We start from the raw sequence: 17,472 nt of genomic DNA on the forward strand, positions 1-17,472 counted from the left end.
AGGCTGGGACCCACCGTGGGCGCGCCCAACCTCACCCGCGCCGCGCCCCCGGCCATCGACCCCGCCGATATGACGCCACGAGCGCCTGCTCGCTACCTTCAGGACATGGACTACGCGAAGATGCGCGCCATCGCGGAGGAGCTCACGGCGTACGCCGCGCACCTTGAGGGTTCCTGGACTGTGGAGATCGGCCCCTCTGGCCCCTTCCTCACAATGACGAGCACGTCGAAGCGCCGTCACGGCACCGTCCGCCGCATCCGCAACCAGCTCAACGCTCAACTCCCGGACACCCACCCCGGCTGCATCTGCGCGAACGGCCCCGAGATCGAGCACCCGGCCATCGGCCGCATGCGCCGACCAGACGCCGTAGTCATCCCCGAAGACGTACTCGACGAGGAGGGTCTCGCCGTCGACGCGACGCAGGTGCTGGCGGTCGTCGAGATCGTCTCGCCGTCCAACCCGAACAACGACTACGGCGAGAAGCTCACCGAGTACCCCGCCATGGGCATCGCCCACTACATGATTGTCGACCCTCGCACCGGCACCATCGAGGTGCACTCGGGCCCATGCAAGAACCGCTACCAGCACAAGGACCCGTACATCTTCGGAGACGCCGTGCCCTTCGGCCCCTGGACGGTGGAGACCTCCGCCCTTCGCCGCTACGGCAAGACCGGATCAGTTCCGCGGTGACGGGTCGATTCCAAGGGCTGGCAGGCAGTCGGGAACGGCGACGAGTTCGATGTCGTCGCGTCGACGCTCGAACCACTGGTCGCGCGTCAGCCTCCAGCATTTGATTTCTCCTGGCTCGCCCCGCCGGGTGTCCCAGCTGACGCCGTTCGGGACGTAGCCGAGGGCTTGGGAGACATGGTTCGAGGCGTGGTTGTCGGCGAACGCGTCGCTGGTCGCCTCGCGGGCCCCGAGCCCCTCGAAGGCCAGATGCAGCACTGCCTGGCGCATCTCCTTGCCGAAGCCGCCGCCGCGCACGTCGGGGCTGAGCCAGGAGAATGTGGAGACGGTTCCGAACGTGGCGAAGTCGGTGCCGATCAGGTCCTGCATGCCCACCGGCTCGCCGTCGATGACCACGACGAAGTAGAGGCGCCAGAAGCCGGCACTGACACGGCCTCGGCCCGACCAGACGCTCCGGAGCCAGCGCCACTCGCGTTCCGGGCTGTCCTCATAGAGGGACATCGGGTCGTCGAAGGGCCATGGCGGCCCCGTGGCCACGCCCTTGCGCACCGTTGGGACCAGGCGCTCCAGGAGCTCATCTGTCGCTCCGAGCAAGGACAGTCGGGGGGTGTGTACCTGCACGTTCAAGGGGGGATACGCGGACAGCGGCGAGGCAGTTGTCGGCATGGGCGAAACCCTAGGGCCGAGCCAACATGGCGTGCATCACATATTCGGTCGGGGCTGGGCCACCGGTTTATCCGTTGGCTTGAGTCTCTGCTGGCCCTGTAGGTTCCCGCCGTGAGTGATGTTGGCGTGACAGAGATCAGGCTCGCGGAGGCGGCGGACGCGGGGTTGATTGCTCGTATCCACATGGCCTCTCGGGTGGTGACGATGCCGTACCTGCCGCCGCAGAAGCGCAGTCACGACCAGGTCGCCCGGTGGATCGAGGATGTCCTGCTCAAGTCGTGCCGGACGTGGGTGGCGGTGCGTGATGGGGAGATCCTCGGCTATGCCGCTCTCGAGGGGGACATGCTCGAGCACCTCTATCTGCGACCGGACGTCCGCCGCCAGGGCATTGGCACGCTGCTGCTCGACGAGATCAAACGACACAGCCCTGACGGGGTGTCCCTGCACGTCTTCCAGCAGAACACCGATGCCCGCGCGTTCTACGACCTCCACGGCTTCACGGTCGTCGACACCAGCGATGGCCACCGGAACATGGAGAACCTGCCCGACATGACTCTGCGCTGGACACCGGCCAGTACCAGTACACGGTGAACCGCATCCCGGCGGGCGCCCTCGCGCGCGAACGGCTCGCCCTCCGGGCGGCAGTGGTGCGCGCGGGAATGTGACAGTCACCCCAGGGACTGTCACATTTTCGTGCGTTAGCCACCGCCTCCCGACGAATGCGTGGGGGTCAGGCCTTCGTGACCTTCGCGGAGGCGTCCCCCGCGGCGTCCTCCTCGAGTGCCTTCAGGGCCGGGTCCAGAACCACGTCCTCGTCCCGTGCCTCCGTCGTCGGCTCCTCCGGGAAGTGGCAGGCCGTCAGGTGGCCGCCTCGGTTGCCGGAGAGCTGGATCAGCGGGGGTTCCTCGCTGGCGCACTTGTCCTGGGCCTTCCAGCAGCGGGTGCGGAAGCGGCAGCCGGACGGGGGGTGGATCGGGGAGGGTACGTCGCCGGCGAGGCGGATGCGTTCGCGGTCCTCGGAGTCCTGGGTGGCGACCTCGGGGACCGCCGAGAGGAGGGCGTGGGTGTAGGGGTGCCGGGGGCGGTTGTAGATCGAGTCTCGGTCGCCGACCTCCACCACCTTGCCGAGGTACATCACCGCCACGCGCTGCGTGAAGTGGCGTACGACGGCAAGGTCGTGGGCGATGAAGAGGAAGGCGATGCCCAGTTCCTTCTGGACCTTCTGCAGGAGGTTGACCACCTGCGCCTGGATCGACACGTCCAGCGCCGACACCGGCTCGTCCGCGACGATCAGCTTCGGGTTCAGGGCGAGGGCGCGGGCCACGCCGATGCGCTGGCGCTGGCCGCCGGAGAACTCGTGCGGGAAGCGGTTGTAGTGCTCGGGGTTGAGGCCTACGAGTTCCAGGAGTTCGCGTACGCGCTTCTCCCGGCCGCCCTCCGGATCGATGCCGTTGACCTCCATCGGCGACTTGATGATGGTGCCGACGGTCTGCCGCGGGTTCAGCGAGGAGTACGGGTCCTGGAAGATCATCTGGATCTCGGACCGTACCGGCGCGAGCTGCTTGCGCGAGGCGTGCGTGATGTCCCGGCCCGCATACGTGATCTTGCCGGCGGTCGGCTCCAGGAGGCGGGTGATGAGCCGGCCGGCGGTCGACTTGCCGCAGCCCGACTCGCCGACCAGGCCGACGCTCTCGCCGACGGCGACGGTCAGGTCGACCCCGTCGACGGCCTGGACCGCGCCGACTTTCCGTTTGATCGGGAAGCCACCGTAGATCGGGAAGTGCTTGGTCAGACCCTCGACCTCGAGCAGCGTTTCGGCCGATGTCCCGGTGGAGCCCTGTTGTGCGGGGAGGGTGAGGTTGTCGCTCATGTCTCGGTTCTCCCTAGCGCAGCCGGGGCTGGATCTGGTCGATGAAGATGGTCTGTTTCTGCTCCGCCGTCAGATGGCAGGCGGCGGCGCGCCCTTCGGCCAGCGGCGGCCGCTCATCGGTACAGCGGTTGCCCGCAACCTTGTCCGTGAAGGTACAGCGCGGGTGGAACGGGCAGCCCGAGGGCGGGTTGAGCAGCGAGGGCGGGGTGCCGGGGATCGGCGTCAGCATCTCGTGGATGTTGCCGTCCAGGCGCGGCATGGAGCTGAGCAGACCCCAGGTGTAGGGGTGCTTCGGCTCGCGAAGGACCTCGCGGACGCTGCCCCGCTCCACGGCCCGGCCCGCGTACATCACCAGCAGGTCGTCGGCCATGTTGGAGATGACGCCCAGGTCGTGCGTGATGAAGATGATCGCTGTGCCGAACTCCTGCTGCAGATCCTTGAGCAGGTCGAGGATCTGCGCCTGTACGGTCACGTCGAGCGCGGTGGTCGGCTCGTCGGCGATCAGCAGGTCGGGGTCGCACATCAGCGCCATGGCGATCATCGCGCGCTGGCGCATACCGCCGGAGAAATGGTGGGGATAGTCGGCGAAGCGCACCTTGGGCTGCGGGATGCCGACCTTGGTCAGCATCTCGATGGCCCGCTCCTTGGCCTCCTTCTTGGAGGCGCCGGTGTGCTTCATGAACGGCTCGGAGAGCTGCCGGCCCACGGTGTAGTACGGCGACAGGGCCGTCAGCGGGTCCTGGAAGATCATCGCCATCTTGTTGCCGCGGAGCTTCTCGAGCTCGGACTCGGTGGCGGTGACGAGCTCCTTGCCGTCGAGGACGATCTCGCCGTCGACGGTCGTGGTCCGCGGGCTGTGCAGGCCGAGGATCGTCAGGTTGGTGACGGACTTGCCGGAGCCGGACTCGCCCACGATGCCCAGGGTCTTGCCGCGCTCGACGTCGAAGGAGAGGCCGTCGACCGCCTTGACGATGCCGTCCTCGGTGGAGAACTGCACCTTCAGATCGCGGACCGAGAGAAAGCTCTCCGGCCCGGTCGGGGCCGGGGCGTCCTCGGTCTTGGTCAGTGTGGTCACGGTGGTTGGTTCTTCCTAGGAGAGCCGGACGCGCGGGTCGATCCAGGCGTACACGATGTCGACGAGGATGTTCAGCATCAGGATGACGAAGGCTCCGACCAGCATGACGCCCATCGTCAGCGGGAGGTCCTTGTTGACCGCGCCGTCCACTGCGAGGCGTCCGATGCCCTGGAGCGAGAAGGTCAGTTCGGTGACCACACCGCCGCCGAGCAGCGAGCTGAGGTCGATGCCGAGGACGGTGACGATCGGGATGAGCGAACCGCGCCAGGCGTAGCGGAAGAAGACGTAGCGCTTCGGCATGCCCTTGGCCCGGGCGGTGCGCACGTGCTCCTCGGCGAGCTGCTCGATGAGGGAGGCGCGCGCCATACGCGTGTACTGGGCGGTGAAGATGGTGGCCATCACGGCCATGGGAATCCACAGCCCGCCGAGCCAGCCGAGCGGACTGTCCGTGAACGGCACGTACTTGGGGTCCTCCACCCAGCCGGTGCTGTAGACGAAGATCAGCAGCACGATGGGGCCGAGGAAGTAGATCTGGAACGAGCTGAGCACCATGGAGGAACCGGTGGCGACCTTGTCGACCAGCGATCCGCGCCGGTAGGCCGAGATCATTCCCGCGCCGATGCCGACGGTCAGGAACACGCACATGGCGCCGATCGTCAGCGAGATGGTCAGCGGGAAGCGGTCCATGATCGTGTCCCAGACCATGTCGCCCGAGTAGAACGACTGGCCCAGACACGGAGCCGGGCAGTGGCCGTCCGGGAAGTCGCGGCCCACCACGATGCCGGACATGAAGTCCCAGAACTGCTGGGCGATGGGCAGGTTGAGGCCGAGCGCCTCGCGGATGTCCTCGAGTCTCGCTGGGGAGCAGTCCCTGCCACAGGCCAGAGACGCGTAGTCGGATGGCGCGGCGACGAAGAGGAAGAAGGTGACGGCACCGATGAGGAACAAGGTGACGAAGGCACCGACCAAGCGCCGGATGATGAACTGAAGCATGGCGGGGGGCTGCTCTCTGCGGAGACGGAAGGGGCGGTTTCACGGAACCGCGAGGGTGCGCTCCGCCTGGTGCGCACCCCCGCGATCAGCCGTAGAGAGTTACGACTTCAGGAACAGTCGGGTGACGTCGATGTAGCTCGACTCGGTGCTGTAGCGGGCACCGCCGACGTTCGAACCGTAGAGCTGGAGCTGCTTGGTGTACCACAGCGGAGCGGCGGGGTTGATCTCCTCCAGGATGCGGTGGTGCGCTTCCTGCCAGGTCTTCTCCGCCTCGGTCGGCTCCTGGGTCAGGGCCTTCTTGATCAGCTCCTGGACCTTCGCGTCCTTGATGTGCGAGTAGTTCGGCGAACCGTCGGAGATCTGGTCACCGTCGTAGACCGGCGTGACGACCGTGCCCGGCGACGGCCAGTCCTGACCCCAGCCGCTGATGTAGATGTCGTACGGGTTCTTGACCTTGCCGATCTGCTCGTAGTAGCTCGCGGCGTCGATCTCCTTGGCGACGACGTCGATGCCGACCTTGGTCAGCGCGTCCTCGATGGCGACCTTGCGCTTCTGGCCCTGCTCGCTGTTCGCGTAGGCGAAGACGAGCTTCTTCTCGGCGGCCGGGACGTCCTTCAGGAGTTCCTTGGCCTTCTCGATGTCGCCGCTGGGGTTCTTCAGACGCTCGAACGGGTCGTAGTTCGGCTCGTAACCCGGGAGGGTCGGGGCGAACAGGTTCGGGGCGACGTCACCGCCGTACGCACCACCCTCACCGGCGATGAGCGACTTGGAGTTCGCCGCGTAGGTGATGGCGTCGCGGACCTTCTTGTTCTTGACCCGGTCCAGGTTGAAGTTCAGCACCTGCACGTAGGGCTGGTAGCCCTTGATCGTGCGCTGGTTGACGGACGAGGTGCTGATGACGTCCTGGATCGAGGTGGACTCGACGCTGCCGGCGAGCTGGATGGCGTTCTTCGCGTCGCCCTGGTCGGCGATCAGACGCTTGGTCTGGGTCGACTCGGTGACACCGAAGTCGAAGTTGAAGCCGTCCACGTACTGGTGGCGCACGGAGTCGGTCTTCGGGTCCCACTCGTCGTTCTTGACGAGCTTGAGGGACTTGCCGACCTTGTACTCAGCGATCTTGTACGGGCCGAGGGAGACCGGGGCCTTGTCGTACTTCTCCTTCGTGTCGGTCTCCTCCGGAACGATGGAGTAGCCCGGCATGGCGAGCGTCTGCGGCAGGTCCGGACGCGCCGTGTCGAAGTGGAAGACGACCGTCTTGTCGTCCGGCGTCTCCAGGACGTCGTCCGGCAGGTGCTTGTTGCCGAAGCCGCCGTCGGGCAGGGCCTCGCGGTAGGTCGGGCCGCTCAGCCAGGTCTGCAGGTAGGTCGGTCCGTCGAAGATGAACTTGGCGTAGGTGCGCTCGATGGTGTGGCGGATGTCGGCCGAGGTGATCTCGTTGCCGTTCTCGTCCTTGATGCCGTCCTTGAGCTTGAACGTCCAGGTCTTGCCGTCGTCGGAGGACTGACCGGAGTCGGTGGCGAGGTCACCGACCACGGCAACGCCGCCCTTTCCGTCTTCCTCGAAGTTGGTCAGACCGCGGAACATCAGGTTGGAGACCTGGCCGGCGTCGGACACGTAGATCTGCCCCGGGTCCAGGTGGGACAGGCCCTGCTCCTGGTAGACCTGGATGGTGCCGCCGGGCTTAGCTCCGGGCACCTCCTCGGCGGGGCCGTTCGACGCCGCGGCATCGGCATAGGTGACCGGCTTCGCCTGCGCCGCCGCCGCCTTCTGGTCGTCCTTGGTGTTCTCTTTGGAGTCCGTGCCCTTGTTCTCCGAGCAGCCGGTCAGCGCGAGTGAGCCGGCCGCGATCGCGACCACTACGGCGCGTGCTCTGCGCGAGGTGAGCGACTTCATGAGGCGTATGCACCTACCTGTCGTTAGTTATCCATGAGTACTGCCTGACGCGGCTGGTAGGCCGACGAGGGGGCGGCAGTTCACCCCCCACAAATGGACGATCAGCGCCCGGACTTGGGGTCGAAGGCATCCCGTACGGAGTCTCCGAGGAGGTTGAAGCACAGGATGAAGATCACCAACGCCACACCCGGGAAGAACATGAACGCCGGGTCCTGCTCGGCGACCTTGGCGCCGGCGGCGAACAGCCGTCCCCAGTCCGGAGTCGGCTCGACGAAACCGACACCGGCGAAGGAGAGGAAGGCGATGGTGAGGATGGTGCTGGGCAGCTGATACGTGAACTGGATCAGGATCGGCGAGACGATGTTCGGCAGGATCTCCTTGCGGACGATCCGCGCCGGCGACGCGCCGGACACCTTGGCGGCCTCGACGAACTCCCGCTCACGCAGCGACAGCACGGTGGAGCGGACGATGCGCGCCATACCCATCCAGCCCAGCAGCCACAGCACGATCAGAATCGCCACCGCGCGGAAGTACGTGGGGGTCTCCTCCCGCGGGTCCACGAAGAACGAGGTCACGACGGGCATGAAGGCGATGAAGAACAACTGCTGCGGGAACGAGAGGAAGAAGTCGGTGACCCGGCCGAGCCAGTAGTCGGTCCGCCCGCCGAAGTAGCCGCCGACCATGCCGATGATGACACCGGTGATCATCAGCAGCGTGGTCACGCCCAGCGCCATGAACAGCGAGGTGCGCATCCCGTACACGAGCATGGCGAACAGGTCGCGGCCGTACTGCGGTTCGACGCCGAACCAGTGGTCCCCCGAGACGCCGCCGAGGTAGCCCAGCGGCAGCCCGAAGTCGTCCAGTACGGGGTCGTCCGCGTACGTGGGGTCCTGCCCGTACAGCGTGTACGGGTTGGTGCCGCTGATCGCGGTGAGCAGCGGGGCGCACAGCGCGATCACGAAGTAGAAAATCACTACCCCGGCGCAGAACATCCCGGTACGGTCCCGCTTGAAGCGCTGCCACATCAGCTGGCCGGGGGAACGGCCCTCAAGCTTCTTGGGCACGACGACCTCCGTGGTCGCCGCCAGCTCAGGGTCCAAGGCGACCGACGGGCCGGAGCCCTCGGCCTTGGTTGGACTTGTCATGTGTGTTCTTCCCCCGGGGGACGGAAAGTTGAGCGCAGCACAGATACCGGCAGGTTCTGTGGTTTGGGGGAACTTTCGCCAAGGGAGTCAACGCGCGTCAAGCCCGGAAGACATAGGGATCTCCCTACCGTCAATATTTTGAGCAAAAATTGCGAAGACTGACACCTCATCGCGCTTGACAGGTGAGACGGGATTCCCCCATAACGGACATACAGGGAGTGTTTTCTGTTTACATGTCCGAAACTTGATCGATCGCTCTCCGATAGTCGAACGCCCCCTGACAGCGCGCGGACAGCACGCCCATGTGATCAGGCCACTACCTCCGCCGTACGGGGTTTGAGGGCACGCCGGAAACCCGGCTCTCCTCGCAGCGGAGAACCGGGTCAACCGGCCTTTCAGCAGCCCTCGGTGAAGGAGCGTCAGCCGTGCTTCGCCCGGCTGGCAGCCCGCGCCCGCTCCCGGCCGTCCAGGTTCACCTTGCGGATGCGGGCGGCCTCCGGGGTCACCTCGACGCACTCGTCGTCGCGGCAGAACTCCAGGGACTGCTCCAGGGAGAGCTTGCGCGGCGGGACGATCGCCTCGAACGAATCGGCCGAGGACGACCGCATGTTGGTGAGCTTCTTCTCCTTGGTGATGTTCACGTCCATGTCGTCGGCGCGCGAGTTCTCGCCGACGATCATGCCCTCGTACACCTCGGTGCCCGGCTCCACGAAGAGCACGCCGCGCTCCTGAAGGTTCGTCATCGCGAACGCGGTGACGGCGCCGGCGCGGTCGGCGACCAACGACCCGTTGTTACGGGTCTGGAGGGCGCCGAACCACGGCTCGTGGCCCTCGTGGATGGAGTGCGCGATACCCGTGCCGCGCGTGCTCGTCAGGAACTCCGTACGGAAGCCGATGAGGCCGCGGGACGGCACCACGAACTCCATGCGGACCCAACCCGAGCCGTGGTTGGACATGTTGTCCATCCGGCCCTTGCGGACGCCCATGAGCTGCGTGACCGCGCCCATGTGCTCCTCGGGGACGTCGATCGTCATGCGCTCGACCGGCTCATGCAGCTTGCCGTCGACCTCCTTGGTGACGACCTGCGGCTTGCCGACCGTCAGCTCGTAGCCCTCCCGGCGCATGGTCTCGACGAGGATCGCGAGCGCGAGCTCACCACGGCCCTGCACCTCCCAGGCGTCCGGACGCTCGGTGTCCAGCACGCGCAGCGAGACGTTGCCGACGAGCTCGCGGTCCAGACGGTCCTTCACCTGACGGGCCGTGACCTTGCGGTCCTTGACGGCCGCCTTCGCGTCGGCACCCTTGCCGGTGCCGCCACGACCGACCAGCGGCGAGGTGTTCGTACCGATGGTCATGGAGATGGCCGGCTCGTCGACCGTGATCAGCGGCAGCGCGACCGGGTTCTCGGGGTCGGCCAGGGTCTCGCCGATCATGATGTCGGGGATACCGGCGACGGCGCAGATGTCACCGGGGCCCGCCTTCTCGGCGGGCTTGCGGGTCAGCGCCTCGGTCATCATCAGCTCGCTGATGCGTACGCTGCTGACGCTGCCGTCCCGCTTGATCCAGGCGACCGTCTGGCCCTTGCGCAGCTCGCCCTGCTCGACGCGGAGCAGCGCGATACGGCCGAGGAAGTTGTCCGCGTCCAGGTTGGTGACGTGCGCCTGAAGGGGGGCCTCCTCGTCGTACACCGGGGCCGGGACGTGCTCCAGGATCGTGGAGAAGAACGGCTCCAGGCTGTCGCTGTCCGCCGGGACGGTGCCGTCCTCCGGCTTGGTCAGCGAGGCGACTCCGTCGCGTGCACACGCGTAGACGATGGGGAACTCGATCTGGTCCTCGTCGGCGTCGAGGTCCAGGAAGAGGTCGTACGCCTCGTTCACCACCTCGTCGATACGGGAGTCCGGGCGGTCCGTCTTGTTGATGCACAGGATGACGGGCAGCCGGGCCTGCAGCGCCTTGCGCAGCACGAAGCGGGTCTGCGGGAGCGGGCCCTCGGAGGCGTCGACGAGCAGGACCACCGCGTCGACCATCGACAGACCGCGCTCGACCTCGCCGCCGAAGTCGGCGTGGCCGGGGGTGTCGATGATGTTGATGGTGATGACGTCGCCGCCATCCTTCGGGTGGTACTTCACCGCCGTGTTCTTGGCGAGGATCGTGATGCCCTTCTCACGCTCCAGGTCGTTCGAGTCCATCATGCGGTCGTCGAGCGACTCGGCGGCATGCGCGGCGAAGGAGCCGGCCTGCTTGAGCATGGCGTCGACCAGGGTGGTCTTGCCGTGGTCGACGTGGGCGACGATGGCGACGTTACGAATGTCGTGGCGCGTGGCCATAGTGAGGCGCTTCTCCCGGGGTGAGTGAACGGCCGTCGCGCAGATCTTGTTTACGCGGGCCCTGCCGGGCGGAACATGCCACGGCCTTACCCCATCGTAAGGGGAGCTGTGGGAAGCAGGTCCCACAGCCCCTCATACGCGGAAGTGGGGGACGGGTCGGGCGCCGACTCAGGACGTCCGCTTTGTGCCCTTCTTGAGGTAGCCCATGTCCTCGTACACCGGTGTCTCGAAGCCGAAGGCACCCGCGTTGACCAGGTTCTTACGGGCCGCTACGAGCTGAGGGCGCTGGTAGAGGGGGATCGAGCCGGCGGCGGCCCAGATGCGGGCGTCCGCCTTGCGGACCAGGGAGCGGGACTTGCTCTCGTCCAGTTCGGCGGCGGCCTGGTCGAAGAGCTGGTCGACCTGGTCGGTGCCGACGCGGGTGTAGTTCTGCTCGACGTTGAGGGAGCCGTCCGCGGCCGGTACCGGCTTGGCGTAGATGGGGCGGGCGTCGGTGGCGGGGAAGGCGGACGCGGGCCAGGAGTAGAGCGCCAGGTCGTACTGGCCCGAGGCGATGTGATCCTTGAAGTAGCTCGCGTCGGAGACCTTGGAGATCTCCGTACGGATGCCGATGTCGTCCAGCATCCGCGCGATGCGCTCACCGACCGCCCGCAGCGACTCCGTGCCCGGCCCCGAGGGGAGTACGAAGCGCAGCGACAGCGGCTTGCCGTCCTTGGCGAGCGGCCCGGCCGCGGCACCCGCGGGAGCGGCGGTGCCCTTCGGCGCGTACGCCCCTGACGCCCCGCCGCGCTTGACCTTCCCTTCCTGCGCCAGCTCCTGCTTCTCCTCGTCGGACTGGTCGGACTCGTCGGCCTTCTCGTCCTGCGCGGCGGCCTGGTCGAGGAGCGCCGTACGCAGCTGGGCGATGGGCGCGGGCGCGAGCACGGCGGAGGTGCCGTACTCGGCGGGCTTGCCGTCGTCGCCGGAACCCTCAGAGCCATCGGAGCCTTCGGAAACCTCGTCGTACGACGCCTCGCCGGAGGCCGGGTCGTACGCCACACCGGGCTTGTTGTCCTCCCCCACGACGTACGTATCGTCATCGGACTTCTCGGAGTCCCCCGAATTCTCGGAGGCCTCGCTGCCGGCCCCCTTAGCCGCCTTCTCCCCCTTCTTCTCCTTGAGGGGCCCGCCCCGTTTCCAGCCCGCGTCCGCGAGCAGCGCCTGCGCCTCCTCCGTGTCCTGCTCGCCGAGGGCGCCGCTGTTGTCGGCGTACGCGGCCTGTCCGGCGAGGGCGAGATGGCTGCCGACGGGTTCGGCGGGCAGGCCGAGGGGCTGGAGTACGACCCTGGCGAGCTCGTCGCGGTCGAGGGCGCGGGCCACGGCGCGGCGGACGCGTTCGTCGGCGAGCGGGCCTTCGGCGCCATTGAGGGCGAGCTGCGTGTAGACGGGTTCCAGGGACTTGCGGACCTCGAAACGACGCAGGGCCGACTGCTGCTCGCGGAACTTCGTGAGCGCCTTGTTCCGCCGCTCGCGGGCGGTGGTCTCCTCGTCGGCCGCCTCCTCGTCGGAGCCGTTCGCGATCGCCCAGGAGCGCAGCGCCTGGGCGGGGGTGAGGTCGGCGTCGGGCCCGTGGGCGAAGGGTGCCCCGGCGGAGCCCTTGGCGTCGGCGGCGGTGGTGATGCGCCGGGCCGCGGAGGGGTCGATCTCGGCGAGGTCGAGCCGGCCGGCGGCGAGCGCGGCGGCGCGTTTGTTGCGCGGTACGGCGCGCAGGACCAGCTCGGAGAGCCTGGGCTTGTGACCCCACCAGCGCGGGTTGCGCTCCAGCCTGACGTAACCGGCCTTGCGGGCGATCTTGTCGATCTTGAAGGGGCCTGCGGTGACCTTCAGCTTGCGGCGGGCGCCGTCGTTGAAGGTGTCCGGGGTGCCCATCACGTCCTTCGGGTACAGCGGCGAGAAGAGCGAGCGCCAGTCCGCGTACGGCTTGCTGAAGGTGACCCGTACCTCGAGGTCGCTGTCGCCGCGTTCGATCTTCTCGATACGTTCGTAGCCGGCGTTGCGAGCCGTCCAGTACGCGGTGTCCTTGCCGGACAGGGCGCGCCACTGGGCGGCGAAGTCGGCGGCGCCGATCTCACGGCCGTCGCTCCAGACGGCCTGCTGGTTGAGCTTGTAGAGCACGACCTGCTGGGGCTCGCGCTCGACGATCTCCGCGGACTCCAGGTAGTCGGGGTTGCGCTCGGGCCGGCCCCGCTGGTCGATCCGGTACATCGAGGGCAGGACCGCGCCGGCGACCCGGGAGGTGGTGGCGTCGGCGTCCGCCTGGAAGGTGTTGAGGGTCGCCGGGACGGTGTCCACGGCCCAGCGCAGGGTGCCGCCGTCGGCGATCCGGTCGCGTTCCGCGGGGGCGATGTCCTGACCGGCGAGGGGCCGCCGGGTGGCCGGGTCCTCCTCGCTGCACGCGGCGAGAGAGGGCACCGCGAGCACGCCCGCCGTGAGGAACGCGACCGAGCGCATGGCCGCGCGCGGTCCGACGCCGTGGTGGGACATGACTGATACCTCCGGGGGCGGTTCTGATCACGTGGCTGAACGCACGGGTTGATCACTTGGGCGGAACACGCGGAATGTCGCGTTTGGTGAGTTAGATCACGTTTGGCCGTATTATGGAGTTGATCAGATCTATTGCCCTACTGAAGGGGCTGGCCCCCGAGTCACAGAGGCGCCACGGCGATGGGTACGCGAAAGCTCACCCATGCGGCCTAGCAAAGGGCGCACTGCCGACGGCGGGGGCGCGCGTGTGGCGTGAATGCGCGACACGATCGGTTAATCCATGCAGATCCCTTCACAGGGGCCGATGTGACGCGCGACACTCGCAGGCGCATGAACGTTGCCGCCTTGGGCCGGAGGGTCCGCGGAAGTGAGGGCACGCCATGTCCGTGCAAGACGACCTGACAACAGTCCAGCGCGCTCTCGACGACCTGTACCGGTCAGTGGGGCGCCTGGAACAGCAGATCGGTGGCGGTCTGGAGATGCGCCGTGTGCGCACCGACGCCGACCACCTGCGCGAGAGTGTGGCGCTGCTGCGCGAGGCCGCCCCCGGCCTCAAGACACCGCGGCGTCCCGACCTCGTGTCCATCCCCGACACCCCGTACGACAGCACTCTGTGGACGGACTCGGACGACGAGGGTCTCGGCGCCCGCGACCGGCACGCACCCTGATCCGACTGGAGTCCACCCCCTTGGCCACTGGTACGGAACCCGAACTGAACAGCGGCGGCGTAAGAACTCCCACGCGCGCCGCGATCGCCGCCCCGCATCTGCGGACGGACCGCTGGTGGCTGCAGCCCGCAGCCACCGCGGCCGGTCTGCTGGCTTTCATCGTCTACTCGACGTGGCGGGCGTTCGCGAACACCGACTACTACGCGGCGCCGTACGTCTCGCCGTTCTACTCGCCCTGTCTGGCGGAGAACTGCGAGCCGATGCGGGCGGGCCCGAACTGGGAGATCTTCGGCGGCTGGTGGGGCCTGTCCCCCGCCCTGCTGATCCTGATCTTCCCGCTGGGCTTCCGGCTGACCTGCTACTACTACCGCAAGGCCTACTACCGGGGCTTCTGGGCCTCACCCCCGGCCTGCGCGGTCGCCGAGCCGCACAAGAAGTACACCGGCGAGACCCGCTTCCCGCTGATCCTGCAGAACATCCACCGCTACTTCTTCTACGCCGCGATCCTGGTCGCCGGCATCCTCACGTACGACACCGTGCTCGCCTTCCGCGACGAGCACTACGAGTGGGGCCATATGGGTCTCGGCACCCTGGTCTTCCTGGTCAACATCGTGCTGATCTGGGCGTACACCCTCTCCTGCCACTCGTGCCGGCACATCGTCGGCGGGCAGCTCAAGCACTTCTCCAAGCACCCCGTGCGCTACCGGATGTGGCAGTGGGTCGGCAAGCTCAACGCCCGGCACATGCTGCTCGCCTGGGCCTCGCTGGTGAGCGTGGCGCTCGCCGACTTCTACGTGTATCTGGTCGCGTCCGGTGCCTTTGACGATCCGAGGTTGTTCTGATGCCCGTAGTTGACCGGCAGGAGTGGGACGTCGTCGTGGTCGGCGCGGGCGGCGCAGGACTGCGGGCCGCGATCGAGGCACGTGAGCGCGGCGCGCGTACGGCCGTGATCTGCAAGTCGCTGTTCGGCAAGGCGCACACGGTGATGGCCGAGGGCGGCATCGCGGCGGCCATGGGCAACGTCAACTCCGGCGACAACTGGCAGGTCCACTTCCGCGACACCATGCGCGGCGGCAAGTTCCTCAACCAGTGGCGGATGGCCGAGCTGCACGCGCAGGAGGCCCCCGACCGGGTCTGGGAGCTGGAGACCTGGGGCGCCCTCTTCGACCGTACGAAGGACGGGCGGATCTCCCAGCGCAACTTCGGCGGGCACGAATACCCGCGGCTCGCGCACGTCGGCGACCGTACGGGCCTGGAGCTGATCCGCACGCTCCAGCAGAAGATCGTGTCCCTGCAGCAGGAGGACTTCAAGGAGACCGGGGACTACGAGTCGCGGCTGAAGGTCTACCAGGAGTGCACGGTCACCCGGATCCTGAAGGACGGGGAGCGGGTCTCGGGGACCTTCTGCTACGAGCGGGAGTCCGGCCGTTTCTTCGTTCTCGAAGCCCCCTCGGTCGTGATCGCCACGGGTGGCATCGGCAAGTCCTTCAAGGTGACGTCGAACTCGTGGGAGTACACCGGGGACGGGCACGCGCTGGCGCTCCTTGCCGGGGCGCCGCTGCTCAACATGGAGTTCGTGCAGTTCCACCCGACGGGCATGGTCTGGCCGCCGTCCGTGAAGGGCATCCTCGTCACCGAGTCGGTGCGCGGGGACGGCGGGGTGCTGCGGAACTCCGAGGGCAAGCGGTTCATGTTCGACTACATCCCGGACGTGTTCAAGGAGAAGTACGCGCAGTCCGAGGAGGAGGGCGACCGCTGGTACGAGGACCCGGACAACAACCGGCGTCCGCCCGAGCTGCTGCCGCGTGACGAGGTGGCGCGGGCCATCAACGCGGAGGTCAAGGCGGGCCGTGGTTCGCCGCACGGCGGGGTCTTCCTCGACGTGTCGACGCGGATGCCCGCCGAGGTGATCAAACGGCGGCTGCCGTCGATGCACCACCAGTTCAAGGAGCTCGCCGACGTCGACATCACCGCCGAGGCGATGGAGGTCGGGCCGACCTGCCATTACGTCATGGGCGGCATCGCGGTCGAGTCGGACACGGCGGCGGCGCGCGGGGTGCCGGGGCTGTTCGCGTCCGGGGAGGTCGCGGGCGGTATGCACGGCTCCAACCGGCTCGGCGGCAACTCGCTCTCCGACCTGCTGGTCTTCGGGCGGCGGGCCGGGCTGCACGCGGCGCAGTACGCGACCGGTCTGGGCGAGCGGCCCGCGGTGGACGACGGCCAGATCGACGCGGCGGCGGCCGAGGCGCTGCGGCCGTTCTCCGCGGAGGGTCCCGAGGCGGGTGCGGAGGAGGCCGGACGGCCGCCGGAGAACCCGTACACCCTCCATCAGGAGCTCCAGCAGACGATGAACGACCTCGTCGGCATCATCCGCCGGGAGGCGGAGATGGAGTCGGCGCTGAAGAAGCTGGCGGATCTGCGCGTACGGGCGCGGCGAGCCGGAGTCGAGGGGCACCGGCAGTTCAACCCCGGCTGGCATCTCGCGCTCGACCTGCGCAACATGCTGCTGGTCAGCGAGTGCGTGGCGCGCGCCGCCCTGGAACGTACGGAGTCGCGCGGCGGCCACACCCGTGAGGACCATCCGACGATGGAGCGGGAGTGGCGGCGGATCAACCTGCTCTGCCAGCTGACCGATCCCACGGGCGGCTTGGCGGCCACGGATCCGGTACGCGGCCAGATCAGGCTCGTCCGCGAGACCACCGAGCCCATCCGCCAGGACCTGCTCGCCCTCTTCGACAAGGAAGAGCTGGTCAAGTACCTCGCCGAAGAGGAGCTGTACGAGTGAGCAGCTATGAGGCCCGCTTCAAGGTGTGGCGCGGGGACGCCGAGGGCGGTGGCCTGGAGGACTTCAAGATCGAAGTCAACGACGGCGAGGTGGTGCTGGACATCATCCACCGCCTCCAGGCGACCCAGACCCCGGATCTGGCCGTGCGCTGGAACTGCAAGGCGGGCAAGTGCGGTTCGTGTTCGGCGGAGATCAACGGCCGGCCGCGGCTGATGTGCATGACGCGTATGTCGGTGTTCTCGCGCGAGGAGACGATCACGGTGACTCCCTTGCGGGCGTTTCCCGTTGTACGTGATCTCGTCACGGACGTCGGCTTCAACTACACGAAGGCGCGGCAGGTGCCGTCCTTCGTGCCGCCCGCCGACCTCGGTCCCGGCGAGTACCGGATGATGCAGGAGGACGTGGACCGCTCGCAGGAGTTCCGCAAGTGCATCGAGTGTTTCCTGTGCCAGGACACCTGCCATGTCGTGCGGGACCACGAGGAGAACAAGCAGGCGTTCGCTGGGCCCCGGTTCCTGATGCGGGTGGCGGAGCTGGACATGCACCCGCTGGACGCGGCGTCCGAGAGCGGCCTCGACCGCAAGACCACCGCCCAGGACGAACACGGGCTCGGCTACTGCAACATCACCAAGTGCTGCACGGAGGTCTGCCCCGAGGGCATCAAGATCACGGACAACGCCCTGATTCCCTTGAAGGAACGGGCGGTTGACCGCAAGTACGATCCTCTGGTGTGGCTGGGGTCGAAGATCAGGAGGCGTACCTCCTAGGCCCTCTTGGACTGACTCCTGGACCTCTGAGCGGCCTCGGGGAAGCGGGTGTCCCCCTGTGGGGTGCCCCACT

The 17,472-nt window shown here is 67.6% G+C and carries 14 protein-coding genes; 6 read left to right on the forward strand and 8 right to left on the reverse strand.

Annotated elements, in window-relative coordinates:
- Nucleotides 1–105: 105 nt before the first annotated feature.
- Nucleotides 106–690, forward strand: coding sequence for a Uma2 family endonuclease (locus tag ACQEVY_RS15745; protein WP_432955238.1), 585 nt, complete (start codon nucleotides 106–108; stop codon nucleotides 688–690).
- On the opposite strand, the gene ACQEVY_RS15750 is transcribed toward ACQEVY_RS15745, so the two are convergent.
- Nucleotides 676–1,353 carry a GNAT family N-acetyltransferase gene (locus ACQEVY_RS15750; protein WP_432948854.1) on the reverse strand — a complete coding sequence of 226 codons (678 nt, stop codon included), beginning with the start codon at nucleotides 1,351–1,353 and terminating at the stop codon, nucleotides 676–678. The genes ACQEVY_RS15745 and ACQEVY_RS15750 overlap by 15 nt on opposite strands.
- 111 nt (nucleotides 1,354–1,464) lie before the next feature.
- Here ACQEVY_RS15750 and ACQEVY_RS15755 point away from each other — a divergent pair, with 111 nt between their 5' ends.
- Nucleotides 1,465–1,944 (forward strand): N-acetyltransferase family protein, encoded by a 480-nt coding sequence (locus ACQEVY_RS15755; protein ID WP_432948856.1) that lies wholly within the window; start codon nucleotides 1,465–1,467, stop codon nucleotides 1,942–1,944.
- A 139-nt stretch (nucleotides 1,945–2,083) separates the two neighbouring features.
- Here the strand turns inward: ACQEVY_RS15755 and ACQEVY_RS15760 are convergent, their stop codons facing one another.
- The 7 genes from ACQEVY_RS15760 to ACQEVY_RS15790 all read right to left on the reverse strand — a co-directional run bounded on the left by ACQEVY_RS15760 (nucleotide 2,084) and on the right by ACQEVY_RS15790 (nucleotide 13,179).
- The gene (locus tag ACQEVY_RS15760; RefSeq protein ID WP_432948858.1) at nucleotides 2,084–3,223 is read right to left on the reverse strand and encodes an ABC transporter ATP-binding protein; all 1,140 of its coding nucleotides are present in this window, start codon (nucleotides 3,221–3,223) and stop codon (nucleotides 2,084–2,086) included.
- Nucleotides 3,224–3,236: 13 nt separating this feature from the next.
- Nucleotides 3,237–4,298, reverse strand: a complete 1,062-nt coding sequence (locus ACQEVY_RS15765; RefSeq protein WP_432948860.1) for an ABC transporter ATP-binding protein — start codon at nucleotides 4,296–4,298, stop codon at nucleotides 3,237–3,239.
- A gap of 15 nt (nucleotides 4,299–4,313) precedes the next feature.
- Entirely contained in the window at nucleotides 4,314–5,291 is a 978-nt protein-coding gene (locus ACQEVY_RS15770; RefSeq protein ID WP_432948862.1) for an ABC transporter permease, read from the reverse strand.
- Nucleotides 5,292–5,390: 99 nt separating this feature from the next.
- Nucleotides 5,391–7,184 (reverse strand): ABC transporter substrate-binding protein, encoded by a 1,794-nt coding sequence (locus tag ACQEVY_RS15775; protein WP_432948864.1) that lies wholly within the window; start codon nucleotides 7,182–7,184, stop codon nucleotides 5,391–5,393.
- A 101-nt stretch (nucleotides 7,185–7,285) separates the two neighbouring features.
- Complete coding sequence (locus ACQEVY_RS15780) at nucleotides 7,286–8,329, reverse strand: ABC transporter permease (protein WP_432948866.1); 1,044 nt, start codon at nucleotides 8,327–8,329, stop codon at nucleotides 7,286–7,288.
- A 419-nt stretch (nucleotides 8,330–8,748) separates the two neighbouring features.
- A complete protein-coding gene (gene typA, locus ACQEVY_RS15785) occupies nucleotides 8,749–10,656 on the reverse strand; it encodes a translational GTPase TypA (RefSeq protein WP_432948868.1) in 1,908 nt (635 codons plus the stop codon).
- Between the two features lie 168 nt (nucleotides 10,657–10,824).
- Nucleotides 10,825–13,179 (reverse strand): ABC transporter family substrate-binding protein, encoded by a 2,355-nt coding sequence (locus ACQEVY_RS15790; RefSeq protein WP_432948870.1) that lies wholly within the window; start codon nucleotides 13,177–13,179, stop codon nucleotides 10,825–10,827.
- A gap of 380 nt (nucleotides 13,180–13,559) precedes the next feature.
- Between ACQEVY_RS15790 and ACQEVY_RS15795 the strand changes: the two genes are divergently transcribed.
- From ACQEVY_RS15795 to ACQEVY_RS15810, 4 genes are read left to right on the forward strand one after another with little or no spacing between them, the layout of a single operon-like run.
- On the forward strand, nucleotides 13,560–13,847 hold the full coding sequence (locus tag ACQEVY_RS15795) for a hypothetical protein (protein WP_328768868.1): 288 nt from the start codon (nucleotides 13,560–13,562) through the stop codon (nucleotides 13,845–13,847).
- A gap of 20 nt (nucleotides 13,848–13,867) precedes the next feature.
- The gene (locus ACQEVY_RS15800; protein ID WP_165342439.1) at nucleotides 13,868–14,689 is read left to right on the forward strand and encodes a hypothetical protein; all 822 of its coding nucleotides are present in this window, start codon (nucleotides 13,868–13,870) and stop codon (nucleotides 14,687–14,689) included.
- The gene (locus ACQEVY_RS15805; RefSeq protein ID WP_432948873.1) at nucleotides 14,689–16,632 is read left to right on the forward strand and encodes a fumarate reductase/succinate dehydrogenase flavoprotein subunit; all 1,944 of its coding nucleotides are present in this window, start codon (nucleotides 14,689–14,691) and stop codon (nucleotides 16,630–16,632) included. Before ACQEVY_RS15800 ends, ACQEVY_RS15805 begins: the two co-directional genes overlap by 1 nt.
- Nucleotides 16,629–17,399, forward strand: coding sequence for a succinate dehydrogenase/fumarate reductase iron-sulfur subunit (locus ACQEVY_RS15810; protein WP_432948875.1), 771 nt, complete (start codon nucleotides 16,629–16,631; stop codon nucleotides 17,397–17,399). Before ACQEVY_RS15805 ends, ACQEVY_RS15810 begins: the two co-directional genes overlap by 4 nt.
- Nucleotides 17,400–17,472: the final 73 nt, after the last annotated feature.

Source organism: Streptomyces sp. CA-288835, assembly GCF_050936385.1.
Taxonomy (GTDB): Bacteria; Actinomycetota; Actinomycetes; order Streptomycetales; family Streptomycetaceae; genus Streptomyces.

Coding starts and splice junctions, on each gene's coding strand:
- ACQEVY_RS15795 (WP_328768868.1), top strand. CDS start 13,560: ATGTCCGTGCAAGACGACCTGACAACAGTCCAGCGCGCTCTCGACGAC.
- ACQEVY_RS15760 (WP_432948858.1), bottom strand. CDS start 3,223: ATGAGCGACAACCTCACCCTCCCCGCACAACAGGGCTCCACCGGGACA.
- ACQEVY_RS15790 (WP_432948870.1), bottom strand. CDS start 13,179: ATGTCCCACCACGGCGTCGGACCGCGCGCGGCCATGCGCTCGGTCGCG.
- ACQEVY_RS15775 (WP_432948864.1), bottom strand. CDS start 7,184: ATGAAGTCGCTCACCTCGCGCAGAGCACGCGCCGTAGTGGTCGCGATC.
- ACQEVY_RS15805 (WP_432948873.1), top strand. CDS start 14,689: ATGCCCGTAGTTGACCGGCAGGAGTGGGACGTCGTCGTGGTCGGCGCG.
- ACQEVY_RS15745 (WP_432955238.1), top strand. CDS start 106: ATGGACTACGCGAAGATGCGCGCCATCGCGGAGGAGCTCACGGCGTAC.
- ACQEVY_RS15770 (WP_432948862.1), bottom strand. CDS start 5,291: ATGCTTCAGTTCATCATCCGGCGCTTGGTCGGTGCCTTCGTCACCTTG.
- ACQEVY_RS15780 (WP_432948866.1), bottom strand. CDS start 8,329: ATGACAAGTCCAACCAAGGCCGAGGGCTCCGGCCCGTCGGTCGCCTTG.
- typA (WP_432948868.1), bottom strand. CDS start 10,656: ATGGCCACGCGCCACGACATTCGTAACGTCGCCATCGTCGCCCACGTC.
- ACQEVY_RS15750 (WP_432948854.1), bottom strand. CDS start 1,353: ATGCCGACAACTGCCTCGCCGCTGTCCGCGTATCCCCCCTTGAACGTG.